General features: G+C 65.4%; 22 protein-coding genes. 8 read left to right on the plus strand and 14 right to left on the minus strand.

What is annotated here, in order from left to right:
* The first annotated feature begins 1 nt into the window (after position 1).
* The 4 genes from J7E80_RS04750 (at position 2) to J7E80_RS04765 (ending at position 3,371) form a co-directional block, all read left to right on the plus strand.
* Positions 2 to 2,059, plus strand: a complete 2,058-nt coding sequence (locus J7E80_RS04750) for a fructose-specific PTS transporter subunit EIIC (protein WP_215050327.1) — start codon at positions 2 to 4, stop codon at positions 2,057 to 2,059.
* Positions 2,060 to 2,114: 55 nt separating this feature from the next.
* Positions 2,115 to 2,393, plus strand: coding sequence for an HPr family phosphocarrier protein (locus tag J7E80_RS04755; protein WP_076799084.1), 279 nt, complete (start codon positions 2,115 to 2,117; stop codon positions 2,391 to 2,393).
* Between the two features lie 216 nt (positions 2,394 to 2,609).
* A complete protein-coding gene (locus tag J7E80_RS04760) occupies positions 2,610 to 3,080 on the plus strand; it encodes an SRPBCC family protein (RefSeq protein ID WP_215050328.1) in 471 nt (156 codons plus the stop codon).
* Positions 3,081 to 3,104: 24 nt separating this feature from the next.
* Complete coding sequence (locus tag J7E80_RS04765; RefSeq protein ID WP_215050329.1) at positions 3,105 to 3,371, plus strand: Rho termination factor N-terminal domain-containing protein; 267 nt, start codon at positions 3,105 to 3,107, stop codon at positions 3,369 to 3,371.
* Positions 3,372 to 3,412: 41 nt separating this feature from the next.
* Here J7E80_RS04765 and J7E80_RS04770 read toward each other — a convergent pair whose 3' ends face one another.
* Positions 3,413 to 4,666: a Ku protein gene (locus tag J7E80_RS04770; RefSeq protein ID WP_215050330.1), complete on the minus strand. Its 1,254-nt coding sequence runs from the start codon at positions 4,664 to 4,666 to the stop codon at positions 3,413 to 3,415.
* 40 nt (positions 4,667 to 4,706) lie between these two features.
* On the opposite strand from J7E80_RS04770, the gene J7E80_RS04775 reads away from it, so the two are divergent.
* Positions 4,707 to 7,475 (plus strand): ATP-dependent DNA ligase, encoded by a 2,769-nt coding sequence (locus tag J7E80_RS04775; RefSeq protein WP_215050331.1) that lies wholly within the window; start codon positions 4,707 to 4,709, stop codon positions 7,473 to 7,475.
* A 120-nt stretch (positions 7,476 to 7,595) separates the two neighbouring features.
* Here the strand turns inward: J7E80_RS04775 and J7E80_RS04780 are convergent, their stop codons facing one another.
* Together J7E80_RS04780 and J7E80_RS04785 are read right to left on the minus strand one after the other, a co-directional pair.
* Entirely contained in the window at positions 7,596 to 7,856 is a 261-nt protein-coding gene (locus tag J7E80_RS04780; protein ID WP_215050332.1) for a hypothetical protein, read from the minus strand.
* A gap of 324 nt (positions 7,857 to 8,180) precedes the next feature.
* Positions 8,181 to 8,687 carry a DUF2231 domain-containing protein gene (locus J7E80_RS04785; protein WP_215050333.1) on the minus strand — a complete coding sequence of 169 codons (507 nt, stop codon included), beginning with the start codon at positions 8,685 to 8,687 and terminating at the stop codon, positions 8,181 to 8,183.
* Positions 8,688 to 9,106: 419 nt separating this feature from the next.
* Here J7E80_RS04785 and J7E80_RS04790 point away from each other — a divergent pair, with 419 nt between their 5' ends.
* Both J7E80_RS04790 and J7E80_RS04795 read left to right on the plus strand, forming a co-directional pair.
* Complete coding sequence (locus J7E80_RS04790) at positions 9,107 to 10,705, plus strand: MFS transporter (protein ID WP_215050334.1); 1,599 nt, start codon at positions 9,107 to 9,109, stop codon at positions 10,703 to 10,705.
* A gap of 216 nt (positions 10,706 to 10,921) precedes the next feature.
* Positions 10,922 to 12,025, plus strand: a complete 1,104-nt coding sequence (locus J7E80_RS04795) for an FUSC family protein (RefSeq protein ID WP_215050370.1) — start codon at positions 10,922 to 10,924, stop codon at positions 12,023 to 12,025.
* On the opposite strand, the gene J7E80_RS04800 is transcribed toward J7E80_RS04795, so the two are convergent.
* The 6 genes from J7E80_RS04800 to J7E80_RS04825 all read right to left on the minus strand — a co-directional run bounded on the left by J7E80_RS04800 (position 11,964) and on the right by J7E80_RS04825 (position 19,906).
* Complete coding sequence (locus J7E80_RS04800; protein WP_396020726.1) at positions 11,964 to 12,749, minus strand: SDR family NAD(P)-dependent oxidoreductase; 786 nt, start codon at positions 12,747 to 12,749, stop codon at positions 11,964 to 11,966. The genes J7E80_RS04795 and J7E80_RS04800 overlap by 62 nt on opposite strands.
* A 153-nt stretch (positions 12,750 to 12,902) precedes the next feature.
* Entirely contained in the window at positions 12,903 to 14,690 is a 1,788-nt protein-coding gene (locus J7E80_RS04805; protein WP_215050335.1) for an IucA/IucC family siderophore biosynthesis protein, read from the minus strand.
* Positions 14,687 to 15,286 carry a GNAT family N-acetyltransferase gene (locus J7E80_RS04810; protein WP_215050336.1) on the minus strand — a complete coding sequence of 200 codons (600 nt, stop codon included), beginning with the start codon at positions 15,284 to 15,286 and terminating at the stop codon, positions 14,687 to 14,689. The genes J7E80_RS04805 and J7E80_RS04810 overlap by 4 nt, the downstream gene beginning before the upstream one ends.
* Positions 15,283 to 16,977, minus strand: coding sequence for an IucA/IucC family siderophore biosynthesis protein (locus J7E80_RS04815; protein WP_215050337.1), 1,695 nt, complete (start codon positions 16,975 to 16,977; stop codon positions 15,283 to 15,285). Before J7E80_RS04815 ends, J7E80_RS04810 begins: the two co-directional genes overlap by 4 nt.
* Positions 16,974 to 18,398 (minus strand): lysine N(6)-hydroxylase/L-ornithine N(5)-oxygenase family protein, encoded by a 1,425-nt coding sequence (locus J7E80_RS04820; protein WP_215050338.1) that lies wholly within the window; start codon positions 18,396 to 18,398, stop codon positions 16,974 to 16,976. The genes J7E80_RS04815 and J7E80_RS04820 overlap by 4 nt, the downstream gene beginning before the upstream one ends.
* Positions 18,395 to 19,906, minus strand: a complete 1,512-nt coding sequence (locus J7E80_RS04825; RefSeq protein ID WP_215050371.1) for an aspartate aminotransferase family protein — start codon at positions 19,904 to 19,906, stop codon at positions 18,395 to 18,397. The genes J7E80_RS04820 and J7E80_RS04825 overlap by 4 nt, the downstream gene beginning before the upstream one ends.
* Positions 19,907 to 20,376: 470 nt before the next feature.
* Between J7E80_RS04825 and J7E80_RS04830 the strand changes: the two genes are divergently transcribed.
* Positions 20,377 to 20,856 (plus strand): hypothetical protein, encoded by a 480-nt coding sequence (locus J7E80_RS04830; protein WP_215050339.1) that lies wholly within the window; start codon positions 20,377 to 20,379, stop codon positions 20,854 to 20,856.
* A 61-nt stretch (positions 20,857 to 20,917) separates the two neighbouring features.
* Here the strand turns inward: J7E80_RS04830 and J7E80_RS04835 are convergent, their stop codons facing one another.
* The 5 genes from J7E80_RS04835 to J7E80_RS04855 form a co-directional block, all read right to left on the minus strand.
* Positions 20,918 to 21,190 carry a hypothetical protein gene (locus J7E80_RS04835; RefSeq protein ID WP_215050340.1) on the minus strand — a complete coding sequence of 91 codons (273 nt, stop codon included), beginning with the start codon at positions 21,188 to 21,190 and terminating at the stop codon, positions 20,918 to 20,920.
* On the minus strand, positions 21,187 to 21,660 hold the full coding sequence (locus J7E80_RS04840) for a hypothetical protein (protein ID WP_215050341.1): 474 nt from the start codon (positions 21,658 to 21,660) through the stop codon (positions 21,187 to 21,189). Before J7E80_RS04840 ends, J7E80_RS04835 begins: the two co-directional genes overlap by 4 nt.
* A 204-nt stretch (positions 21,661 to 21,864) precedes the next feature.
* Complete coding sequence (locus J7E80_RS04845; protein WP_215050342.1) at positions 21,865 to 22,218, minus strand: GNAT family N-acetyltransferase; 354 nt, start codon at positions 22,216 to 22,218, stop codon at positions 21,865 to 21,867.
* The gene (locus J7E80_RS04850) at positions 22,215 to 23,531 is read right to left on the minus strand and encodes an acyltransferase (RefSeq protein ID WP_215050343.1); all 1,317 of its coding nucleotides are present in this window, start codon (positions 23,529 to 23,531) and stop codon (positions 22,215 to 22,217) included. Before J7E80_RS04850 ends, J7E80_RS04845 begins: the two co-directional genes overlap by 4 nt.
* A gap of 96 nt (positions 23,532 to 23,627) precedes the next feature.
* Positions 23,628 to 24,503 carry a class II fructose-bisphosphate aldolase gene (locus tag J7E80_RS04855; protein ID WP_215050344.1) on the minus strand — a complete coding sequence of 292 codons (876 nt, stop codon included), beginning with the start codon at positions 24,501 to 24,503 and terminating at the stop codon, positions 23,628 to 23,630.
* Between the last annotated feature and the right edge of the window lie 106 nt (positions 24,504 to 24,609).

A 24,609-nucleotide genomic window follows, 5' to 3' on the forward strand; every position in this document is an offset into this window, starting at 1 on the left:
AGTGACTCAGCTCATCACTACCGACCTGGTCGAGCTCGACCAGAACCTGGGCAATTCGCCCGAGGACGTGATCCGGCATCTTGCAGGCCGGGTTGCCGCCGTTGGCCGCGCAAGCGAAGTAGAAGGCCTCTTCACCGATGCCTTCGCCCGCGAGCAGAAGACCGCCACCGGCGTTCCCGGCGGCATTGCGATCCCGCACTGCCGCTCGACTGCAGTGATTGAGCCGACGCTCGCCATGGCGCGGCTCTCGCAGAAGGTCGACTTCGGAGCGAAGGACGGCCCCGCCGACCTCATTTTCTTCATCGCAGCGCCCGCGGGAGCGGACCAGGAGCACCTCACGCTCCTGTCCAAGCTCGCCCGCTCCCTGATCAAGAAGGACTTCACCGGGGCGCTGCGCTCCGCATCCAGCGAGGCGGAAATCGTTGAACTCGTCGAAGGCGCGCTGGCTGACAAGCCGGCTGCACACGCAGCCGCCACGCCATCCGGCGAGCCGGTGGCCAGCGGCGAAGGAGCATCAGCAGCCGGGATGCCGGGGGCTACCGGCGGCGCTACCGCAAAGAGCGGCCCGAAGCGGCTCGTGGCCGTCACGGCCTGCCCCACCGGCATCGCACACACCTACATGGCGGCCGACTCCCTCGTGGCAGCAGCCCAGGAAGTGGGCGTTGACCTGCAGGTGGAAACCCAGGGTTCCTCGGGCGCCAAGCCGCTGGACCCGGCCGTCATCGCCGCGGCCGACGCCGTGATCTTCGCCGTGGACGTTGACGTGCGCGGCAAGGAGCGGTTTGCCGGCAAGCCCGTCATCAACGCCCCAGTCAAGCGCGGGATCGACGAGCCCGCCAAGATGGTGCAGGAAGCGCTGGACGCCGCGGACAACCCCAACGCCCGCCGTGTGCCGCACTTCGGCGCCGAAGAGCAGGCCGAGCAGGAAGCCGCCGAAAAGGGCGAGCACATCGGCCAGAAGCTGAAGAGGGCGCTGCTCACCGGCGTCAGCTACATGATTCCGTTCGTTGCCGGCGGCGGTCTGCTGATCGCCTTGGGCTTCCTGCTGGGCGGATACGACATCACCGGAGTCGCTGACAAGGTAGTTGTCGAGAACAACTTCGGCAACCTTCCCGAGGGCGGCCTTGCCATCTACCTGGGAGCCGTGATGTTCAAGATCGGCGCCCTGTCCATGGGCTTCCTGGTCCCGGCCTTGGGAGGGTACATCGCCTACGCCATAGCGGACAGGCCCGGCATTGCGCCAGGCTTCGTTTCCGGTGCCGTGGCAGGCTTCATGGGTGCCGGCTTCCTCGGCGGTATCGTCGGCGGCCTGCTCGCCGGCTACATCGCCCACGTGATCGGCAGCTGGGCCGTACCGCGCTGGCTGCGCGGACTGATGCCCGTCGTCATCATTCCGCTGCTGGCATCCATTGCCGCCTCGGGCCTGATGTTTATGGTTCTCGGAGGCCCGATCGCAGGCCTCACCGCTGCCCTGAACGGCTGGCTCTCCGGCATGACCGGCGCCTCGGCCGTGGTCCTCGGAATCATCCTCGGCCTTATGATGTGCTTCGACCTCGGCGGACCGGTCAACAAGGTCGCCTACGCCTTCGCGGTTGCTGGCTTGAGCGCAGGCAGCGCCACGAACCAGGCACCTTGGCAGATCATGGCCACCGTGATGGCTGCTGGCATGGTGCCGCCGCTGGCGATGGCCCTGGCCACCGTCCTGGACAAGAAGCTCTTCAGCTTGGCTGAGCGCGAAAACGGCAAGGCAGCCTGGCTGCTGGGAGCCTCCTTCATCTCGGAAGGTGCCATTCCGTTCGCCGCAGCCGATCCGCTCCGCGTCATTCCCGCCAGCATGGTCGGCGGCGCAGTCACAGGGGCGTTCTCCATGGCATTCGGAGTTACGTCTCAGGCACCGCACGGTGGAATCTTCGTGTTCTTCGCCATCGGCAACGTGGTGATGTTCATCGTCTCTATCCTGGCCGGTATGGTGGTCACCGCGCTCGTCGTGATCGCCCTCAAGCGCTGGGCCGTCCGCAAGTCCGTTGATACCGTGGAGCGAGTTCCAGTAACTGTCTGATCCGCCCGCTGATCCTCAGCAGCACCCGCCCCACACCGCATAGCAAGGAGCAGAAATGTCCGAACGTACCGCAACCGTCGCCAGCCGAGTAGGCCTGCACGCACGCCCGGCAGCCATCTTCGCCGAAGCAGCCGGCGAGTTTGACCTTGACATCACCATCGCCCGTGAAGGTGAGCCGGCCGACGAAGCCATGGACGCCGCCAGCATCCTGTCCCTCATGAGCCTTGGCGCATCCCACGGTGACGTTGTGGTGCTCCGGGCCGAGGGCGACGGCGCCGATGCAGCCCTCGACCGCCTGGTCCAGATCCTTGAGACGGACCACGACGCCGAATAGCCCGTAGCAGGCACACGACGGCCGGCTTCCTGCGCAGTTTCCCCACAAACGGGTCCTGCGCAGGAGCCGGCCGTTGGCGTTTCCGGACCGCACATCCCGACTGGTAAGCAAACTTATCAGTTCCTTGTTTTTGCTCTTCAGCCCTACTAGCTTGGAATTGAGGCCCACGCCGTTCAAGACCGCCCCGGGAGACCCGGGCTGAAGGAGGATGACACAGTGGCAACTTTGCACGAAAGCATCGAGGTCGAAGTTCCCGTCAGCACCGCCTACAACCAGTGGACGCAGTTCGAATCGTTTCCGCAGTTCATGAAGGGAGTCGAGTCTGTCGAGCAGATCGACGAGACCTCACTGCATTTCCGGACGCGGGTGGCCCACATCAAGCGCGAATACGACGCGCAAATCCTTGAGCAGACGCCGGACCGGTGCATTGCGTGGGTCAGCAAAGACAAGCCACGCAACGCCGGCAGGGTCACCTTCGAAAGCCTCGGGGAGGATCTGTGCCGGGTAAACGTGGAACTCGAATGGGAGCCGGAGGGCCTCCTTGAAAGGACGGGCGCCGCCGCGCACGTGGATGAAACCCAAGTCTCGACAGATTTGCTGCGATTCAAGGAGTTCATCGAATCACGCGGCATCGAGACCGGCGCCTGGCGGGCGTCTATTCAACGCGGCGAAGTCGACGCCCCGTAACCACCATATTCCGCGGAGGTAGCCATGCCTGAGAAAAAGAACCCCAGCGTGAAGGATCCCGACCTGTACGAAAAGCTCCGTGAGGACGGAGCCTCGAAGCAGAAGGCAGCCCGCATCTCCAACGCGGCCGCTAAGAAGGGCCGGTCCGATGTTGGCCGCAAAGGCGGCAAGTCCGGTGATTACGATGACTGGACCGTGGACCAGCTGAAAGCCAAAGCCAAGGAAATCGGCCTTAAGGGCTACTCGGGCAAGAAAAAGAGCGAACTCATTTCCGCGCTCAGAAACTCCTGAGCGGGGCGCGCATGGGATCCGTGGACAGGGCGTCCGATTTCTCAGGCGCCCTTCCGCGCGGTCTTGGCATCCGTACCGGTCTTGGCGGCCGTCTTAGTGGCGGCCGTCTTGCTGGCAGTTGTCTTACTGGCAGCCGTCTTGGTGGCAGTTGTCTTGGCGGCAGTCTTCGCCGCCGTTCCCGTCTTCGTGGCGGTTTTGGCAGCAGGCTTGGAGGTGGACCGCGACGCAGTCTTCGCGGATCCGGTCTTGGCGTCGTCGGTCTTGGCATCGTCCGTCTTGGAGGCGGCACCCCTGCCCGATGTGCCCTTGCTGGCTGTGCTCGTGCTGGATGTGCTCCTGCCGGACGTGCCCCTGCCGGCGCTCCCGGCCTTGGCCTCTGCCCCGGCCTTGGTCCTACCTGCGGTCCTCGACCCGGTCTTCGCCGGTTCGGAATCCTCAGACCCGGTCGCCTCGGACCCGGCCTCTTCAATCTCGGACCCTTCGGTCTCGACCTCGTCCGACCCGGCACCTGCTCCCCGTTTCCGGTCCAGGCTGCGCTTGAGCGCCTCCATGAGGTCAATCACCTCACCGCCGGTTTCCGCGGCTTCCACTCCGAACGTCTCTTCCGTATCGAGGGCGTCACCCTTCTCCAGCTTCGCCTCGATGAGCTGGTGCAGCTGGGCCTGGTAGTCGTCCGTGAACTGCTCCGGCTCGAAGTCGGAGGCCATGGATTCCACCAGCGCGGCGGACATCTCACGCTCTTGGGCGGAGATCCGGATGGACGTGTCCAGGGCAGGAAACTCAGCTTCCCGCACCTCATCGGCCCAGAGCAGGGCCTGGAGCATCAGGACGTCGTCCCGGATCCGCAAAGCACCCAGCCGGGTCTTGTCCCGCAGCGCAAACTGCACGATCGCCACCCGATCGGTGTCCTCGAGCGCCCGGCGCAGCAGCATGTAGGCCTTGGGCGACTTCGAGTCAGGCTCCAGGTAGTAGCTCTTCTCGAACATGATGGGATCGAGCTGCTCGGAGGGCACGAACTGAACCACTTCGATCTCGTGGCTGTTTTCCGCGGGAATGGACTTGAGTTCCTCGCGGGTAAGGATGACGGTCCGGCCGTCGCTCTCGTAGGCCTTCTCAATATCGGCATAGTCCACGATCTTGCTGCAGACCTCGCAGCGGCGCTGGTAGCGGATCCGGCCGCCGTCGGCGTTGTGCACCTGATGGAGGCTGATGTCGTGGTCCTCGGTGGCGCTGTACACCTTGACCGGGACATTGACCAGCCCGAACGCAATGGCGCCTTTCCAGATCGCTCTCATGAGACAAGTGAACATCACACTGCGCCGGAGGTGAAGCCCTGTGGCCGGCAGTAAGGAACGGGTCCGGGTCGGCGCCCGCGAATTGACGGTAACCAACCTGGACAAGGTGCTCTACCCTGCCACCGGCACCACCAAGGCAGATGTCCTGGCCTATTACGCCACGGTGGCGCCGGTCCTGATCCCGGCTGCCGCCAACCGGCCGGCGACGCGCAAGCGGTGGGTCAACGGTGTGGGAACCGCGGAAGAGCCCGGGCAGGTGTTCTTCCAGAAAAACCTCGACGAATCCGCTCCCGGCTGGGTTCCGCGGGCCGCCATCACCCACAAAACCAGCACCAACTACTATCCACTGGTCAACGACCCTGCGACGCTAACCTGGCTGGCGCAGATCGCGTCGCTGGAGATCCACGTAACGCAGTGGAGGGTGGACTCGCACGGCAACGCCCTGCCTCCTGACCGGATTGTCCTGGACCTTGATCCCGGCGAAGGCGCAGGGTTGGCGGAATGCGCGGAAGTGGCCAGGCTGGCCAAGGCCATCCTGGAGGATGTGGGACTCGATCCGGTGCCGGTAACGAGCGGCAGCAAGGGCATCCACCTCTATGCCGGGCTGAACGGCACGCAGTCGTCGGACCAGATTTCCGATTTCGCCCACGAACTGGCCCGGGCACTTGAGGCCGACCACCCTGACCTTGCCGTCAGCGACATGAAAAAGTCGCTGAGGGCCGGCAAGGTCCTGGTGGACTGGAGCCAGAACAACGCGGCCAAGACCACCATCGTTCCCTACTCCCTGCGCGGGCGTCTGACGCCCACCGTGGCCGCGCCGCGGACGTGGCGTGAACTGGCCTCCCCTTCCCTCAGGCAGCTCGGCTACGAGGAGGTCATGCGCCGGGTCAAGGATGGCAAGGATCCGTTCGCCGCGATAAGCGCGCACAGCGGACGCGCGGGCCCGAAGCACTCCGGTGCGGACAGCAGCGGCATCGACGGCGACGGGGCCGACAGCGCCGGTCACCGCACGCCGGGGCATGAGGGTTCCGGCCGCCAGGGCGGAAAGTCGGAGTCCGGAGGGCCCGGCTCTGGAGGATCGGGCGCCGGAAAGTCCGGCGTTGGAAAGCCCGACGGCGGCACGCGCCATAGCGGCGGACACGGCGACACGCGTTTGGAGAAGTACCGCTCACTGCGGGACCCGGGCGAGACGCCGGAGCCGTTTACCGCCGAGAAGCATTTTTCAGCCAAAGCAGCCGGCAGCGGCCGTGCCGGAAACGGGGGCAAGGCCAGCGGCGGGGAGGAACCCGGAATCCAGGCCGGGACCCAGGGGGCCAAGGAGATCTTCGTCATCCAGGAGCACCACGCCAGCCGGCTCCACTACGACTTCCGGCTTGAGCACGAAGGCGTGCTGGTCTCGTGGGCGCTGCCAAAGGGCGTGCCGGAGACGGGTGCCAAGAACCACCTGGCCGTGCAGACTGAGGACCACCCGATGGACTACGCCGATTTCGAAGGCACCATTCCCAAGGGCCAGTACGGTGCCGGGGAAGTCAGCATCTGGGATAAGGGCGTCTACGAACTGGAGAAGTGGGTCAACGGCAAGGAAGTCATCGCCACGCTGACCGGCCGGAAAGGCGGCGGGCTCGGGGGCACCCGGAGATTCGCCTTGATCCACACCGGGCAGGCCCAGGGCGAGCAAAGCCAGTGGCTCATCCATCTGATGGACAAGCCCTCGGGTATCCGCGGCAAGCGCGCTGCTCCACCGACAACTAAGCCGGCAGCCAAACTGGCAGCCAAGGCCATGCCGAGCCGGGCCGAATCCACCCAGACCGCAGCCAGCACCTCGCCGACCAGGAGCACCATCACCGAGGACCCCGCCCCGATGCTGGCAACAGCGGGAACCACCGCTGACCTTCCCGGCAGCGACTGGCTATTCGAGCTCAAGTGGGACGGGATCAGGGCCCTGGTGGTTGCGGAAGGCACGAAAATCCGACTGCTCAGCCGGAACGGCAACGACATGTCCGCGAGCTACCCCGAACTCACGGACCGGGACTGCTGGCCGCCGCAGGACTTCATCGCGGACGGTGAGATCGTCGCCGTCGGGCCCCGCGGGAAGCCGGACTTCGGACTCCTGCAGGGACGGATGAAGCTGACCAAACCGGGTGACGTGAAGAAGGCCCGGGCCTCGATTCCGGTGCGGCTCATGCTGTTCGACCTGCTCGCGGAAGGCGGCGAAGACCTGCGCAGGCGCCCCCTCATGGAACGGAGGGAGCGGCTCGCCGACTTCTACCGGCCGTCCCATTGCCCGGTGCAGCTGTCCGAAACACTGGACGAGCGGGTGGAACACATCCTGGAAAGCGCACGGGAACTCGGCCTAGAAGGCGTGATGGCCAAGCGCACTGACAGCCGCTATGTAAGCGGCCAGCGGAGCCGGTCATGGATCAAGCTCAAGATCGAACAGACCCAGGAAGTCGTGGTGGGCGGCTGGCGGCCCGGCAAGGGCGAGCGGTCCAATACGGTAGGGGCGCTGCTGCTGGGAGTGCCGGACGGCGAGAAGCTGCGCTATGTGGGCCGTGTCGGCAGCGGTTTCAGCACCCGCGAGCTGAACGAACTGCGGCAAACCATGGAAGGACTGGCCCGGAAGACCTCCCCCTTCGAGGAGGTGCCTGCCCTCGACGCGGCGGGCGCCCGCTGGGTGACTCCTGACCTGGTGGGTGAAGTCACGTTTGGGGAATGGACCGGCAGCGGAAAACTCCGGCACCCGGTGTGGCGCGGCTGGCGGCTGGACAAAAAGCCGGAGGACGTCATCGCCGAATCCGCCCGCCCCTGACCGCTCGACTTCCTGGGACGCACAAAGCCCCCCGGACGCGGAAACGGCCTGGCGACACGCGAATTCACGCGTCGCCAGGCCCTTTGCGTATCCTCAGGCCATTTGCTGGTCCTGAGCAGCTCAGGACGAGTGCGGCATCTGGGGACGGCTGGTCCGGTGGACCGCCGTCACCGCGGCCCCCTGTCCCATGCGGCCATGGCTTGAACCGCGGTCCTTGGGATGACGGCGCTTGCCATTGCCGTCGGGCCACTGACGCCCTCCGCCCATGGCCGCCGTGATGGTGAGGGTTTCCGGGGTGGGCAGCGGCGGCCTGTCCATGGATTCGGCCAAATGTGCGGCCGTCTCGGGGTTGATGGAGTGTCCTTTACTCATGTCAGCCATTTGTTCTTCCTTCCGCTATGAGACGAAGTGTTCACCCATATTTAGGGCCGTGATTCGAGCCTGCCTGCTGGAATCACGGAAGGTTGATGCCGTTTGGGGGCTGCCTTCGGGTTGCCGATTGGCCGGAGGGTAAACGTTCCGGCGAGACCGGGAACATCCCGGAGGCGAGGCCTCAACAGGCGTGGACTTTTGTGGTGCAGCTGACGGGACGGGCAAGCCTCGGCATTTACCGATGGCAGCCAGCCGGCCAACTACTCAAAGATCAGTGTTCCCATGGATCCACGATAGGCAGAAACCCGCCGGGCCGGAACCCCCACCAGCCATTCAATCCTGGGCATCATTACTGAAGGAACCCTCCCAGACGGCACGGGATCCGGCTTCCCCGATTTCCACCACCTTGTAGACCGTTCCGCCACACAGGACAAGAACCAGGACGACGGCGACCGCGCCCGCTATGCGGGAGCCGGCGGTTCCGAGCTTCCTCCGGATCCCATCGGCCTGTGTGGCCCCGTACCGGAACCACAGCCACTGTGCCATGGCCACGAGAAAGACGCCGATGACCCACGGCAGCAGTGTGGCGCCAAGGTTGGAGTGGGTGGTGATGGCAGGAGTCGTATCCACCCGCTGCAGAAGCCACTCTCCGGCCTGCTGGGTAATCGGAACCATCACCAGCGCTGCCAGGGCAAGGAGCGGGGTCACAATTCCCAGCCGCCTCCGGGCTTCCGGCCAGACGATGCTGAGCACGGTGCACACGGCGGCCATCGGAACAATAACCACGGTGCCATGCACCAGCAGCACATGTAATGGCAGACCGCTGACTACATAGTCCATGCCCAACACCCCTGTCTGGAAAACCCTTCTGGAAATACCTGTCTCGAAATACCAGAATCTGAACCGATGTCCCGGACCGCCCAACCGGGCTTACCCGATCAGACGAGCACCGGCGTCGAACGGTTCAATCAGGGTCCGAGAGGGTCAGCAAAGTGAGGCCAATACCCCCAAAAAACGGCCGAAACTGGCGGCCGAGCAAAACTTTTTGGTAACGATGCCGCGGGGACGCCGAATTCCGCGGGATGACGCGGTGAAATCAGGCAAACCAAGTCCGGCGTCCCGTTCGTGGTGGCGCCTAAAACGGGCCATCCTACGCCACTGAACTCTCGCTTACCACGGAAATCCCGTAAAATTGAAGGCCTGCCCGGAGCGGGGCAGCTACAAGTCGCAAGCAAATGACCTCCACAGGAGTCGCCCAAATGCCCATAGACCGAAGCACGACCGACTCTTCAGCAGGCGTCATGAACGCCGGCGGAACCAACCAAGTGGCACCCCAGGGTGTGAAGAAACCAAAGCTACTCCCACGTCGCCGGCTCAAGGAGTCCGACGTCAACGTCGTAGACCAGCCCATGCTGAAAAAAGCCCTCGGCGGCACCATCGTCGGCAACACCATGGAGTGGTACGACGTCGGCGTTTTCGGCTACCTGATCACCACCATGGGGCCCGTGTTCCTGCCCGAGGCCGATGCCAAGGTTCAGACGCTGTTCCTCCTGGGCACGTTTGCCGCTACCTTCATCGCCCGTCCGCTGGGCGGCGTGATCTTTGGTTGGCTCGGTGACAAGATCGGCCGCCAGAAGGTTCTCGCCGCCACGCTGATGCTGATGGCCGCGAGCACGTTCGCCATTGGCCTGCTTCCGGGTTACGCGCAGATCGGTATCTGGGCGGCTGCCCTCCTGGTGCTGCTCAAGATCGTCCAGGGTTTCTCCACGGGTGGTGAATATGCAGGCGCCACCACATTCGTGAGCGAATATGCTCCGGACAAGCGACGCGGCTTCTTCGCCAGCTTCCTGGACCTCGGCAGCTACCTCGGGTTTGCCCTCGGTGCAGCTTTGGTTTCCGTGCTCCAGCTGACGATGGGCCAGTCCGCGATGGAGGAATGGGGCTGGCGCCTGCCGTTCCTTATTGCCGGCCCGCTCGGCCTCATCGCCGTGTACTTCCGGAATAAGATCGAGGAATCCCCGCAGTTCCAGGCAACCCTGGATGCCCAGGAGGAGCAGGCCAAGGACGGTTCAGCCGGAGACGCTGCCGCCGTCAAGGGCCCGGTCGGAATCGTCAGGGCCTACTGGCGCTCACTCATCGTGGCCATGATCCTCGTGGCAGCCGCCAATACCGCGGGTTATGCCCTGACGTCCTACATGCCGACGTACCTCACCGAGGCCAAGGGCTACGACCCTGTCCATGGCACCCTGCTGACCATTCCCGTCCTGATCATCATGAGCCTGTGCATCCCGCTGACCGGCAAGCTGTCCGACCGGATCGGCCGCCGCCCCGTCCTCTGGATCGGCGCGGTCAGCACCATCGTTCTGGCCGCCCCGGCGTTCATGCTGATCGGTATCGGCAGCACCTGGTCCACGCTGGCGGGTCTGGCCCTCGTGGCCTTCCCCGTGACGTTCTACGTCGCGAACCTGGCATCGGCACTGCCGGCCCAGTTCCCCACGGCCAGCCGCTACGGCGCAATGGGGATCGCTTACAACTTCTCGGTAGCAATCTTCGGCGGAACCACCCCGTTCATCGTTGCCGCACTGATCTCTGCCACGGACAACGACATGATGCCGGCCTACTACCTGATGGCCACCTCGGCCGTTGGTGCGATCGCCATCTACTTCCTGAAGGAATCCGCGCGTCGCCCGCTGCCGGGTTCCATGCCGAGTGTGGACACGCCGGCAGAAGCACGGGAACTGGTGGCCGGCCAGGACGTGAACCCGCTGCTTGACCTCGACGAACTGCCGTTCGAGGCCGTGGACGCGGAGAAGGCCATCCTGGAGGCGCAGGAGGACAAGGTCCCTGCCAACGCCTGATGCGCTAACAGCCCCGCGTCGGTGATGAAGGCCTGTCCGGCGTGCTGACCTTGGGGGAAGCACGTTGGGCAGGTCTTCGCCTTGTCCGGACACCATGTGCGGCAATGCAATAACCCGCGATGCATTAACAACTGTGTCGTCCTAGCCACTGCGTGGTGTATCCGCGGTGTTATTTTCACTAGGGTGCCTGCTCCGGCCGGGGCGGCAATCGTCAACATGGTGGGAGGTAGTGCCGTGCGGCCTGTCCTGCGCCATGTCCGGCAACTCCACAGCCTCGGCCCGGCCAACAACGACCACCTCTCCGCACTGCGCGTGGCCGTTAGCGTCGCGGTGCCTTCATTCCTCCTTCTCCTGGCCGGCCGGCCGGACCTGATTACCTACGCCGTCTTCGGCGCGCTGACGGGGATGTACGGGCGGAACGAGCCCCACCAGCTCCGTCTCAGGCACCAGTTGCAGGCCGCACTCGTGCTTCTTTCCGGCGTAGGTGTGGGTGTTTTCCTCGCCGTCAACCACCTCCACTCATGGTGGCTGGTAGCCGTCGAAGCGCTGTTCGCCGGCCTGGCGTCCGTGTACTCGGACAAGGTCCGGCTCAAGCCCAACGGCCCGTTTTTCGGTATCCTCGCGCTCGGCGCGTGCGCCTCGGTCCCCACCGGTGTTCCCTGGTACGTTGCCCTGCTCATCGCTGCGGGTTCGGCCGCGTTCTCGCTCTTCGTTGGTTTCGTCGGCTGGGTCCGCGGCCGCGTGTGGCACCCCGGCGCAGCCAGGAAAGCCGTCCGGCTGCATGGACGGCTGCGGCGGCGGGCCGCCGTCCACGCCGCGCGATATGTGCTGGCTGTCGGCGTAGCAGGAAGCATCGGTGTCCTGACCGGCAGCGGCCATCCGCACTGGGCCATGGCAGCCGCCGCCGTCCCGCTCGCGGGCGCCGACCTGCCGAGCAGCGTCCACCGCGGCATCCACCGCATCATCGGAACGCTGCTCGGTCTGGTGATTGTCGCCGTCGTGCTCCTGCCGGGCCCCTGGGCACCGCTGAGCCTCTTCCCGGGCGCCGAAGCAGCCGTCCTCGCGGTCCTGGTGATCATCTTCCAGTTCACCACTGAGCTGTTCATGGCCCGGCACTATGGGCTGGCGATGGTCTCCTTCACCCCGGTCATCCTCCTGACGACCCAGCTGGCCGCGCCGGACGATCCCTACATCCTTATTGCCGAGCGCGGGGTGGAGACCCTGGTCGGGGCCGTCACCGGCATCCTCGTGGTCGTGTTTATCCGGTCGCGCCGGAATCCTGCCCCGGCTCCTTCGGTTTCCGCGGCGGGCCTGCCGTGATCCGGTCCGGCAGGATCCGCGCCGCGGCGGCAAGGATCTTATAGCGCTTCGTGGGGACAGAGACAGCCTTGCCCCGGTCGTTGTCCGCCAGGCCTTCCCGGACCACCCTCCCCGGACGCAGCCAGGTCCAGCCCGGTGCGACGGATTTATCCATCCCCATCCGGTCGTGGAACTCGGTATGGACAAACCCGGGGCAGACTGCGGTGACCTTGATCCCCCGCGGTGCGTACGCGATGTTGGCCCAGCGGCTGAAGGTCAGCAGCCATGCCTTCGCCGCCGAATAGGAGCCGCGGGGAAGAAACGCGGCCACGCTCGCCACGTTGATGATCCGGCCGGAGTTGCGGTCCAGCATCCCCTGCAGGGCCGCGTGGCTGAGCTCCATGGCCGTTTGGACGTGCAGCTTCAGATGCCTTTTCTCGTCCTCGATGCTGTTCTGGTCAAAGTCCTTGAGCAGCCCTATCCCGGCATTGTTCACCAGCACCTCCACGGGACGGGAGGCGTCGGAGAGACGGGCGACGACGGCGGCCACACCGGCGTCGTCCGTCAGGTCCGCGGACAGCACCTCCGCCGTGGTCCCGTATCGCCGTTCAAGCTCCGCTGCGGTCGCCTTCAAACGCGACTCATCGCGGGCAACGAGCACCACGTTGTGGCCCTGCTCTGCAAGCTGGCGCGCGAATTCCGCGCCGAGCCCCGCCGTGGCACCGGTAATGAGGGCTGTCATCATGACGCTAGCTTAGCGCCGCCCTTCCCGGGACACGCTGGGCGGGAGCGGGCCGTGCCCGGTCTGGGCAGGCCCGCCTCTCAGCACTGCGCTGCCCGTACTGCCCTCCCGGGTCTGCGCTGCCGGGCTGGGCATGCCCAGGCCCGGCAGCGCAGTTCAGGGCCGGTACATCGGGTTCGGCATCGTTCCGGCGCGCGGAACAGGCGGCCGGGTGTCGAGGTCGGTGTAACCCATACGCAGGCGGTACCCATTGAGCGGATAGCGCCCGAACTCCGGTCCCAGGAAACCCGTAGCTTCAAGCCGGGCAGCCTGCCCGGGATGGGAGTCCGCGTATTCCGTGATGACCTGCCGGGTCAGGTTCCACAGCTCCGCTGATGTCGCGGGCAGCCCGTGGCCATCCATCAGCTCCCCCAGCGGACCCCAGACGCCGAGGAACAGCGCGTCCACGATGTATTGCCGGAGCACGTGCCACGGCTTACGCGGCAGGACACGGACGTGGCCGTCCGGCTCCCAGGACCGCTCGGGGACAGGGTCCGTGCTGACGCAGACATCGTCCACGAGGTCCTTAATGACCAGCCGGCTCGGCATCCCCTCGGCGTCGCAAATGACCATCAGGTTCTCCCCATGCGGGTTCACGCTCACCCCGTAGGTGTGCAGCAAGTGCAGCAGCGGCCGTACAGTAACGGACACCAGGGCGCTGAGCCATTCCGTCAGCTCACGGCCGGAGAGCTCGGCAAGGGCGGCGATCGCCGTATCGCCCCTCGGGTCCTCATGCAGGACCATCGCCAGGGGCCATACTGTCTCGCCCTCTCCCAGGAAGGGGTCCACAGGTTCACGCCAGATGCAGCCCAGGGTCTCGTCCCACTGATACGGCACCCCCGGGTAGTCGGCCAGATGGGGATGGCGGACCGTGACGGAGGCTACCTCCCCCAGCAGTACGGTCTGGTTCGCCAGGAGTGGATCCTTGTCCCAGATGGAGCGCATCCAATGCGTGGTCATTGGTGCCGCCAGCGAACAGTGCCGCGGAATGCCCCGATAAACCGAGGTATTGAGGATCTTCAACGGCAGTTTGACCTGCAGCCTGGCGGGTTCATCAATGTTCACCAGGGTGCGGATCGATTGTGTGGGGAGGTACCGGTCGTCCGCCTCCCCCAGGACGATGATCTGGCCGGACAGCACGCTGCCGGACCATAGCTGCCGGACCACGTGGTCCACCTGCCAGGGGTGCGCCGGGAGCAGCACGTAGCCGGACGGGTCTGCGCCGGTCTCCCGCAGGAGCGCCGTGAAGCGTTCCTGTACCACGGGACCGAGTTCACGTTCGATCAATTCCAGCTCCGAGACCGAGGGCACGGACCGGAACTCGGCCAGCCGCCTGGATACGGCCAGCCATACGGGACGCAGCGGAGTGCAGGCTTCCGGGGCATACTGTGTGCAGTCGGAGGCGGAGAACCCGAGCCGCCCCTTGTTGGCGACCAGCAGGGGATGGCCGGTCAACTGTCCTTCCATGTGCGCGTGCGGAAGACGAACCAGTTCCTTCACCGAAATTCCTGTTGCTGCCAGATGTGCATCGGCGGCGAGCGTAGCGGAAAGTTCAGCCATGTAGTTGGCCACGGTTGTCCCGGTCAGTCCTAGCGCACTTGCGGCATCCACCACGAACCGGCCCGGATCATCCGCCGGTTCGCTCTCGTCGTCGCCCAGAACGCCACGGCTCACCCTGCGGATAGTCTCCGCATCCACAGTGTAGGAGCCGAAGCCTGTGCGGCTGGCATGGAACAGGTACGAGGCAGAATCGAGGTCGAGCCGAAGGAGCCGGGCCTTTTCCCGCCCATTCGCTCCCGCGGATTCACACCCGTCCGTCCCGGTGGATTCGGCCCTCAGCAGTTCCTCGGAAAGCAGGGCTCCGATCAGCTTGGCCAGGAGCCTTGCAGATGGCAGATGGGTCATGGCTGTGCTCCTTTACGGCCAAACGCACCCGCGAACCCATGGCGTGCCGGGTGAGGCTGAAACAGCCCCGGCTCTGCAGCCATTAACCAGGCAGTCTTGTCCGGAAGTTGAACAGCGCCAATGGCCTGGAACCCGGCTTCGGCAAAGGCGCGGTGGGACCTCTGGTTCCTGAGGTCAGGCTCCGCGACGAGACGCCCGCAGCCGTCCAAGATCTGCTGGGCCCTCTCCCGGACACCGCTGATCAGGCGTGCACCCAAGCCCCGGCCCCGCACGCCTTCCGCGAGGGCGAGGTGCATCCCCAAGTCCGTCCGGGTGTGGCTGATGTGCCGGCCCAGGACGTCGGTTGCCACGCGGTACACCTCAACGTAGCCCGTTACGCGGTCCCCTTCGGTCAGCGCCAGCGCGAGGCTGTCGGGGTCCTCGAGAAAGCCGCTGATGCACTCCGCCCATCTCTCCGGCTCCCACGCCTGGTGCCACCACTGCTCAACGTCGGGCTCGGCCATGAGCGCAGCCAGCCCCTCGGCGTCGGCCGGGGCGGCCAGGCGCAGGACCAGCCCCTCCAGCACAAGGTCGCGGCTCCACGTCAACGCCGTCATGCCCGGACCACCAGGGGATTGGGAACATCGAGGTAAACGGACTGTGCGTCCAGTGGTGCCACCACCTCGTCGATTCCGGCCAGCCGGGTCGCCAGATGCGCCTTGCACGGCAGGGACGGGGCGTTCAACCAGCGGGTTACCAAGCGCACGCCGGCCGGGCCCGCTTTAGCCAGGGCGGGGAGTGCCGCCTCCAGCCGCTCGCGTACCACTGCCAGCAGGATTTCCTCATCCGCCATCCCTTCGGCCGCCATCGACCCAACGAGGGAGAGCACCTGGTTGTGCAGGAGATAGTAGGTGAGCCGGTCGTCCACGATGCCGTCCTCAACGACGGCCAAGGTGCTGCCCTCCTCGCCGGTGCAGGCCAGGACGTCAGCCAGGCGGGACGCGGCCAGGTAGTAGCCCTGGTTGTCGCGGTAGGCTCCCCCGGTGATGGTGCCGTCGGCGTCCAGGCGCACCAGGGTGTTCTGCTGGTGGCCTTCAAGTCCGACGCCGGTGCTAGCGTACAGGCTCACCATGGGCACCAGGACGCGGTCGATGTACGTGCCAAGCCAGGCCACGGGGTCGGTGCACCAGCGGGCCAGGAGGCTTGGGCCCCACCGGTCCGGGCTGGAGGGTGCCGATGGTGCGATCAGTCCGGCCAGGCACACCATACGTTCCACGCCGTCCGGGACCTCGCGGAGGGAGACGTCGAGCCCGGTCAGGGTTCCGCCGGTGGCGTCGGAGGGATCCACGACGCCGGCCCAGGCCGGATCCCTGACGATGGTGAAGCCGGGGTCGCCGTGGGTGATGTAGCCGGCATCAATCAGCCTGTTCACTTCGACGCCCCGCTTGAGCTCGGTGGCGGTTGCCTCCCTGACGGAGTTGGTGATTTTCAGCCCCATGGACAGCTTCAGCATGACAGCGTGGCCCGGGTGGAAGAGCGTGCGCAGGCTCGAGGTGGCCCACCATTCATCGCCCAGGGGACCCAGCGGCCGGAGCAGCCCGGCGGCCATCAGTTCCTGAACGGCGGTGCGCTGCTGCACGGCCATCGCCTGCCAAGGGTGTGCCGGGATCAGCACGTGACCGTGTGCGGGGCTGTGTCCGGCGATCCCGGCCAGCAGTTCATGCACGTCCTTGCCCCCGAGGGAAGGGGCGGCCTCGGCCTGGTCCTGGGTGACCACTGAGCGGTGGGCCTCGAACCAGTGCAGCTGGAAGCGGCCGCCGAACTCAGGCGAGTACGCTTCCAGTTCAGCCGCACTAAGTCCATCCCTGCTTTTGGGCGCCGGGTGCTGCAGATGGCCAAGGAGCAGGGACCGCTCACCGTCCAGGAACAGGGGACGGTCCAAGCCAGCACTCCGCTCCTGCGCGGCAAAGATGCTGATGTTACCGATCGATTCCCCCGTGCGCTGCAGCAGGAGGAAACGTTCCTCCTCGTCTGCCCCGGCGGTAAGGAGCGCGAGCAGTTCCTCGGCGCCTACTTCCTGCCGGGTGCCGTCCGGCTGCACCACCGCGACGTCGGTAAAGCTGTGCAGACCTGTCCGGGAGAGGTGGGTGCAGCGGGCGCTCACGTTCAGCGGCGTGCCTGGGACAGGGGTGAAGATGCCGTCCTCGCTCACGGTAACATTGCGCTCGCGAACCCAGCAGCGCAGCACCGCGTCAACATGGGCCGCGTCCGACAGGACCTGCAGGTCGATGGCTGCAGACGTGCTCATGCGGTTTCCCCGATCTGGGAGGCTGCCTGGCTGGTTGACTGGAATTGGGACATGGAAAACTCCATCTGCTCGGGTAGGTGTTGGATGTCATCTGTCTGGTGAACGGCGTCGGGTGCTCCGAACTTTTGGAAGGCGATGCTGCGCTCCACGGCGTAGACCTCGCGGCCCGTTATTTCGCGCAGGATGCAGGAATTCCGGTACGCGGCCATGCCGAGGTCCGGCGTGACGAAGCCGTGCGTGTGCAGTTCGGCGTTCTGGACAAAGATTTCGCCGGGTTCGACGCCGGTCGAATAGTTGCGCTGCACGGCGAACCGGCCGCTGCCGTCCCGGGAAATACGGTCCTGGATCCCGGTCAGGAAGGCGGGTTCACGGTACTCATAGCCGGTGGCGAGAACCACGGCTTCACTCTCGATCGTGTAGCTGGCGCCCTGTTCTTCATGCTGCAGCTCAAGCGTGTGCGTCCATGACGCAGGATCCCAGGAGGCTCCGGTCAGTGCAGAGTGCGTCAGCAGCCTGGTATCGGTCATGCCGGACAGGCTCTTGGTGTACAGCAGATCGTAGATGGCGTCGATGAGCTCGGAGTTGATGCCCTTGTAGAGGTTCTTCTGGCTGCGGATCAGCGCGTCGCGCCGTTCCTGCGGCAGCCCGTGGAAGTAGTCCACGTACTCCGGAGACGTCATTTCCAGGGTGAGCTTGGTGTACTCCAAGGGGAAGAAACGGCCCGAGCGGGTCACCCAGTTCAGCCGGTATCCGTAGACGTCGATCTCCTGCAGCAGCTCGTAATAGATCTCGGCGGCACTCTGGCCGCTGCCCACGATGGTGATGCTCCGCTGCTGCTGGAGCTCACTCTTCCTCGACAGGTAGTCGGCATTGTGGAGGACAAGCCCGCCGCCCTCCGCGATGCCCGCACAGGCCTCAGGGATATACGGCGTGGTTCCCGTGCCCAGCACCAGGCGCCGCGCGAGCAGCACCTCAGGACCCTCCGGACCTTCCAGCGCAAGCCGGTACACGCCGTCGTCGTACGTAATTTCCCGGACGTCCGTACCAAACCGGACGGAATCCAGCTGCCCCGCCACCCACTGGCAGTACTGGTTGTACTCAGCCCGCAGCGGATAGAAGTTTTCCCGGATGTAGAAGCGGTAGAGCCGCCCGGTCTGCTTGAGGAAGTTCAGGAAGGAGTAGGGAGACGTGGGATCTGCAAGCGTCACCAGGTCCGCCATGAAGGGAACCTGCAGGTGTGCGGGCTCCAGCATCATGCCCGGGTGCCAGTCGAACGAGGTGCGGCGTTCCAGAAACACGCCATCCAGTCCCACGACCGGCTCGCTCAGCGCTGCCAGCCCCAGGTTGAACGGCCCGACGCCGATCCCCGCGAAGTCGTAAACGCGGGCAGTGCCAGACGTGCCCAGTTCAGACGTGCTCATGCGGCTGCCTCCTGACCGTTCAACAGTGCGGCACCGGTCCGGCGAAGGAGCCCGATGATCTGGTCAATGTCCTCCAATGTGGCCTCGGCGTTGAGCAGCGTGAACTTCAGGAAGTGCCGGCCGCCCACCTTGGTTCCCGCCACCACGGCGTCACCCGAGGCGAAGACGGCCGCCCGGATGGCCGGGTTGAGGGCGTCCGCACCGTCCTCGGAAAGCCGGGTCCCGTCGTCGAGCACCGGCCGGTAGCGGAACACGAGAGTGCTGAGCTGGGGCTCGGCCGCCAGCTCGAAGTCAGCGTCAGCCGCCAACAGGGCACCCACCCGCGAGGCGAGGTCGATTGCCTCGTCGAACAGCGCACCGATGGCATCCGCCCCCATGGTCCGCAGTGTGAGCCACAGTTTGAGCGCGTCAAAGCGCCGGGTGGTCTGGATGCTCTTGTCCACCTGGTTGGGAATCTCGGCAAGGGCCGCGGCTTCCGGGTTCAGGTAGTCCGCGTAGTAGGTGACGTGCCGGAGCATGGCGCCGTCGCTGACCAGCAGCGCGCTTGAGCTGACCGGCTGGAAGAACGTCTTGTGGAAGTCGACCGTGACGGAGTCCGCCAGCCCCACTCCCGCCAGGAAGTGCCGGTAGCGCCCGGATACTATGAGGCCGCCGCCGTATGCCGCATCCACGTGGAACCAGGCTCCGTAGGCGCGTGCCAGCGCGGCGGTTTCCGGGAGCGGATCCACTGCACCGAAGTCCGTGGTTCCGGCCGTGGCCACCACAGCCATGGGCACCAGTCCCGCGGTGCGCGCTTCAGCCAAGGCCCCGGCCAGGGCGGCCGGATCCATGCGGTGGTCGGTTCCGCAGCGGACGGGAACGACCGCATCAAAGCCCAGCCCGAGCATGGAGGCCGACTTCCTGATGCTGAAGTGGCTGTCCTCGGAGGTGAAGATGCGGAGCCTGTCCAGCAGTGCCGGGAGCCTGAGCCCGGCTGCATCCGGGTCCTGCCGCAGCGCCGCCACGGCGTGGTTGCGCGCAATCAGGAGCGCCTGGAAGTTGGACTGGCTCCCCCCGGAGGTGAACACGCCGTCCGCCGCGGAGCCGAGCTGCAGGCGTTCTGCCGCCCATTCCACGAGGCGGCGTTCAATCATGGTGGCGCCTGCGCTCTGGTCCCAGGTATCCATGGACGAGTTCACGGCCGAGAGGACCGTCTCCCCCACGAGCGCCGGGATGACTACAGGGCAGTTCAGGTGGGCGGCGTACCTGGGGTCGTGGAAGTAGACGGCATCGCGGAGGTAGACGTCCTCGAGTTCCTCGAGGGCGGCAGCCGTGTCCGGAAGTGGCCGGTCCAGGTCGACGGCACCCACACGGCGCTTCATTTCGGCCGGTCCGACGCCGGTAAACGGCTGCGTGGTCCGCTCAAGTTTGGTGGCCACAGCTGTGACTCCCTGGAGCACCTGCGCCACGTACCGCGGGGCATTTCGGGCATTGAAGAGGTGGTTGGTGGCGGACAGCGCGAGCTCTATCCGGGAGCCGAAATCGGGATAAGCCTGATCGGTCCGCGCCTCATTCGCGCGACTCTCATCGCCAGATCCTTCTTCAACTGATGTGTCATGCGCTGGTCTCTCATGGACAGGCGGCAGCAACGTCACGGCGGTCATCCTTTTCTCGGGCTTCGGGAACTCTCAAGGAGCAAGGCAAGCCTTACTTAGGACAACCTTTTAGTCAAACTTTTATGATGTAATTGCTAAAAACCCCGAAATGACGCGGAATTTGCTCGTAAAGCGCGCGTCATTGACTTTCCCACTGGGCACACGCGCCACATAATGTCCCGTTTTAGCCGGGATCCGCCCGAAGTTCCCCTCCGGCGGGTCCCGCGATCAGCCGCGGACGGAGGAAGCTGTGGCCGCCGGAAGACGTCCGGGGTAGAGTGCCTTCAAGGTTTCAAGAGGCCCGGGCCAGCGGTGCAGCCCGGGCACGGCAGGAAGCAGGGGGCATGTCCGACGCCGGTTCTGACCCGATCGACTTCCGCGAGATTGATGCGCGGGAAAATCCGACCCGTTTCGGGCGTGGGCATCGGGGCGGCGACTCCCCGCCCGGATCCCCGAGCTCCGGCTCCTACGGCCGCCCTGGCTCCAACGGCCCAGCGAGGCTTAGCCCTGGCAACGGCGAATGGGGTGCCGAAGAGGCGGGCGGAGCCGGGTTCAGCGCGCCGGGCCGCTTCTCCGTCAACCCGTTTATCGTGGCGCTCTGGGTCCTGGTCGCAGGTCTTATCCTGGCCGCGTTCGGGGCCTTCACGATTGCCCAGGAAACCCTCAACACACCCATACCGGCCGAGTCACCGCAGCTGGGTTACATGTGGATGTCCTTCGCGCCCTTCCTGCTGTTCGCCGGCCTCCTCGGCCTGCTGGGACTCCTGCTCTGGCACGCGACGCAATGGCGCCGCACCCGCGAGCAGCAGCCGCCGCCGTGGTAATCCACGCAGGCTATCAACTCAGGCAGTCCACCCCGATCAATCCACCCAGCGCTGAGACGCGCTATACGGTCGGGAACCCGCGCCCTGCTGCCCCTGCCGAACCTTGATCGTCAGACCCTGCAGCCTCGAGCTCAGCCGCCGTCAGCCGCCGCATCCGCAGCTCATCCGTGACCTGGATGTACCACGAGTGGGCGCCGAAGGGCGGGCTGGGCGTATCCAGGTGACGGTAGAGAGCATCGGCCAGATCAGCGAGCGCGGATTCGGGCAGGGCGGCCACTGTCTCGGCCGGATCGACCGTTTCGTCGAGGTATCGGGCAAGCTCACGCTCGTTCATCTGGCACTTCCCGCTTCAACCAGTCCGGCGAGTTTTCCCCCGGGGACGGGCCGGTGACCGGCGGCCCCGGTCAGCGGCAGCATCCCTGGCACTAACTCCAGGCCGGTCTCGCCGGAGTGGATGGGGCAGACCGGGAGTTCATCGGGCTCGAGGAGTGTCAGCTCGAATGTCTCTGCTTCCTCGAGGGCTGCAGCAGCATTTCCCAGTTCGTGGTGCACGTCCGCCTGCTGGCTGTCCCTGTGCGATTCAGGAAGTGCGACGTGCTGCAGGTAGGACAGCACGGACGGCTCTAGATGCGTTACGTCACGGAAGTCCAGGGTGATGCTGGGGCTGGTGGCCAGCCGCTGGGCGCGAAGCAGAAGATGAAGCAGGACGGGGAAATTCGCCTGGGTCAGGCAACCACCAATCTCGAGGGTGACACGCCCCGGATCAAGATCCACCCGTACAAGGACACGCAGTTTGTGATTCAAAGAATTCTCCAAGAGAAAGTCCGTAAGCCAACTGCATAGCCCAGACTGAAATCGTACGAAATTGTTGTGTAGGCCACAAGCTCGAAGGCCCAGGCCGACTGCCCATCCACCCATCAGACCCCGACTGACAGGCACAGACGAGGCACAGCACATCCCGCCGGCCACCATTCGGTCCGACTCGCAGACGCTAACCGGTCACAGCTGTCACGTTCCGAGGAGCTTGGGCGCAGCCTCCTCCGGCCAGTCAATGCACTGTGTGTAAACCTCGTGGTGGCGAAGGTAGCCTGCCGTAAACGGGTCATGCGGGATAATCCGCTTCCCCGCGGCCACGACGTCGTCCAGGGCAAAGTGCACCAGCACCTTCGCCAGGTCCTGTCCCTGGAATTCCTCGGCCGTCTGGGTATCGATGAAGTCAACGTGGCCAGGCTTGTCCACGAACCTGACTTCCACCGCCAGCTTCCCGCCGACATGCAGCTCATAGCGGTGAAGTGCATCGTTCCGGAAGGTCGAGACATCCGCGGTGAATTTGTCCTCAGTGGATACCGTGTTCTCCGTCATGGTTCGAGATTGGCACTTAATGACGGTGCTGGCAATGGCTCCGGCACGCGCGCGGGCACCCGTCCCAGCAACAGGACGGCAAGGGTGAAGCACGCGGCACCCCCACCCAGCAGCGTCAGCGTCAGCCCGTTGAACGCAGCGTCCACCACGGGGATAAAGACGACGACGGCGGAAGTCACCACGGCGGCAGGGGGCCGCCCGCGCGAATGGGCTGCCGCTGTCGGCCGTTCCTCGAGCCGCCCGAACAGTGCGATGGCCGGCAGCAGCAGGACGCTGACGCCCAGCAGCACCAAGGGCCGCGACCACCACCATTCTGCGGTGGCGGAAGCAGGCTTGGGGAAATCAGTGAGCAGGAGCAGCCCGGCCATGGCGGCGAGCAGCGGCAGATGCCAGAGGTAGATCGTCATCGCGCGGCGCCCCACCAGGGTCACGATCGCCAGGATCCAGTGAACGGACGCGATCCGGTCCAACGCCGGGCGGAAAAGCTGGAGGGTAGCGGCCTGGGACACGCCCAGCAGCAGCAGGCAGAAATTGGGCGGGTTCAGGTTGACCAGCATGTTGTCCCGGTACAGACCCAGGCCTGTGAGGACGAGAAGCAGCAGGTTGCTGGCGAGGATCAGCCCGACCAGCAACGAATTGCTGAGCCTGGCGAGATATCCGTCGGCCATGAAGAAGCCGAGCTGCTGCACGGCACACCAGAGGAAGAGCATGTTGACATAGGCGAACAGTGGCATGGCACCGCGGAAACAGTCGACCGCAATAACAAGCGCCGCGAGGCCGCCCAACGTCAGCCACGGTGCGCGCTGATGAAGCTGGGCAAGGAGCGGGATGTTCAGCTGGGCGGCAAGGTAGGCGGCCAGGAACCAGAGTGGCATGCCTGCCCCGCTGGCCATAAGTTCCACCACCTGCGGATCAACGCCGAGAAGCAGCGCGCCCCACAAACCGACGAACATCACGGCCAGCAGCGCCGAGGCCGGCCGGATCAAGCGCAGCAGCCGCGTCTGGGCGAACTCGTAGACAGTTCCCCCGCGGGCCACCATGCGGCGCCATGACTGCAGCCCGGTGATGCCGCCGGCCACAAAGAACAGCGGCATCACCATGAAGATCCAGATGACCGGCTCAAACCAGTCCTGTTCCCCCAGCGTATTTTCCGTGGTCACCGTGCCGTCAGGATGCAGCACCGGGCTGGCCATCATGCAGTGTCCAACCACTACCAGTACGAGGCAGACAAACCGCGCCAGATCGATGGCCAGGTCACGCTCCGGCGCAGCCGTAGCACCACCGGACCCTGCCCGCTGCAATGAACCCTCCATCGGCGCACCTCATCAACGCGTCTGGCGAACGTTGTTGTCACGTCCATTGTCCGCCCGCGCCCGGGCGCGTGCCAGCAATCGAGGGCGTGCCAGCAATCAGCGGCTCAAGATGGCCAGCGCCGACGCGGCAAAATCCTTGGCGGACTCGTTCCAACGGGCCAGGAGGCCCTGGAGGTCCTCACCGTCGGCCCGGTGTGCAGCCGTCTGTGCCTCAAGAGTGGAAAGGACGCCGGTCCGCAGTTCGGTGTTGAAGTTGACCTTGCCTACGTTCATGGCCGGGGATTTGGCCAGTTCCTCGGCCGGAATTCCGGATGCCCCGTGGAGCACCAGCGGGATGTGCGTGCGCACGGCGATGTCCTGCAGGACGTCCCAGCGCAGTTCTGGCTTGCCTTTGTACTTTCCGTGGACGTTGCCCACCGCAACGGCCAGCAACTGCGCACCCGTCCTTGCCACGAAATCCTCCACCTGCGCGGAATCAGTGAGGCCGGCCACATCGTTTCCGGCGGAGGGCGCTTCGGGATCAGCCCCGAAGGCCCGGTCCTCATCACCGGCGAGCCCGCCGAGTTCCGCTTCAATCACGACGCCGGCGCTTCCCTGGGCGGCCAGGGCCGCCTGCACGTCGCGAACCAGCGCGATGTTCTCCTCGTAAGGCAAGGATGAGCCGTCCGCCAGGACCGAATCCGCCCCTGCTGTGACCGCGGCAGTGATGACGCTAATGTCCGAGGCATGATCCAGCTGCACGGCAACCGGAACCGAGGCGGCATCGGCCAGGCCGCGCAGCGCGGAAATGAGCCTCAGTCCATTCGTGGTGGCGGCGGTCTTGGGAGCCACGAGGAGGATCACGCCGCGGCCCGCCTCCTCGGCGGCGCCCACTACCGCCAGCGCGGTGGTGAAGTCGTAGCAGGTAAAGGCAGGCACTGCAGCGCCCTGCTGGAGGGCGGAGCCTACGAGCTCGTCGAGCTGCGCGCGCATCAGCCTGCCACCCGTTCCATCGGCTCGGCGGTGGTTGCGGCGGCGGTTGCCTGCACGGTCAGGGCGTTCACGTCGGGTTCTCCTTCAGGACAAGCTTCGCAGTCAG

The organism is Arthrobacter sp. ISL-28, from assembly GCF_018613875.1.
GTDB lineage: Bacteria > Actinomycetota > Actinomycetes > Actinomycetales > Micrococcaceae > Arthrobacter.

Excerpts from the sequence above, each read along its gene's own strand:
- J7E80_RS04835 (WP_215050340.1), bottom strand. The coding sequence starts at position 21,190 with ATGAACGAGCGTGAGCTTGCCCGATACCTCGACGAAACGGTCGATCCG.
- J7E80_RS04755 (WP_076799084.1), top strand. The coding sequence starts at position 2,115 with ATGTCCGAACGTACCGCAACCGTCGCCAGCCGAGTAGGCCTGCACGCA.
- J7E80_RS04785 (WP_215050333.1), bottom strand. The coding sequence starts at position 8,687 with ATGGACTATGTAGTCAGCGGTCTGCCATTACATGTGCTGCTGGTGCAT.
- J7E80_RS04765 (WP_215050329.1), top strand. The coding sequence starts at position 3,105 with ATGCCTGAGAAAAAGAACCCCAGCGTGAAGGATCCCGACCTGTACGAA.
- J7E80_RS04780 (WP_215050332.1), bottom strand. The coding sequence starts at position 7,856 with ATGGCTGACATGAGTAAAGGACACTCCATCAACCCCGAGACGGCCGCA.
- J7E80_RS04810 (WP_215050336.1), bottom strand. The coding sequence starts at position 15,286 with ATGACGGCGTTGACGTGGAGCCGCGACCTTGTGCTGGAGGGGCTGGTC.
- J7E80_RS04850 (WP_215050343.1), bottom strand. The coding sequence starts at position 23,531 with ATGGAGGGTTCATTGCAGCGGGCAGGGTCCGGTGGTGCTACGGCTGCG.
- J7E80_RS04795 (WP_215050370.1), top strand. The coding sequence starts at position 10,922 with ATGGTGGGAGGTAGTGCCGTGCGGCCTGTCCTGCGCCATGTCCGGCAA.
- J7E80_RS04855 (WP_215050344.1), bottom strand. The coding sequence starts at position 24,503 with ATGCGCGCGCAGCTCGACGAGCTCGTAGGCTCCGCCCTCCAGCAGGGC.
- J7E80_RS04770 (WP_215050330.1), bottom strand. The coding sequence starts at position 4,666 with ATGAGAGCGATCTGGAAAGGCGCCATTGCGTTCGGGCTGGTCAATGTC.
- J7E80_RS04800 (WP_396020726.1), bottom strand. The coding sequence starts at position 12,749 with ATGATGACAGCCCTCATTACCGGTGCCACGGCGGGGCTCGGCGCGGAA.
- J7E80_RS04845 (WP_215050342.1), bottom strand. The coding sequence starts at position 22,218 with ATGACGGAGAACACGGTATCCACTGAGGACAAATTCACCGCGGATGTC.
- J7E80_RS04805 (WP_215050335.1), bottom strand. The coding sequence starts at position 14,690 with ATGACCCATCTGCCATCTGCAAGGCTCCTGGCCAAGCTGATCGGAGCC.
- J7E80_RS04815 (WP_215050337.1), bottom strand. The coding sequence starts at position 16,977 with ATGAGCACGTCTGCAGCCATCGACCTGCAGGTCCTGTCGGACGCGGCC.
- J7E80_RS04820 (WP_215050338.1), bottom strand. The coding sequence starts at position 18,398 with ATGAGCACGTCTGAACTGGGCACGTCTGGCACTGCCCGCGTTTACGAC.
- J7E80_RS04790 (WP_215050334.1), top strand. The coding sequence starts at position 9,107 with ATGCCCATAGACCGAAGCACGACCGACTCTTCAGCAGGCGTCATGAAC.
- J7E80_RS04830 (WP_215050339.1), top strand. The coding sequence starts at position 20,377 with ATGTCCGACGCCGGTTCTGACCCGATCGACTTCCGCGAGATTGATGCG.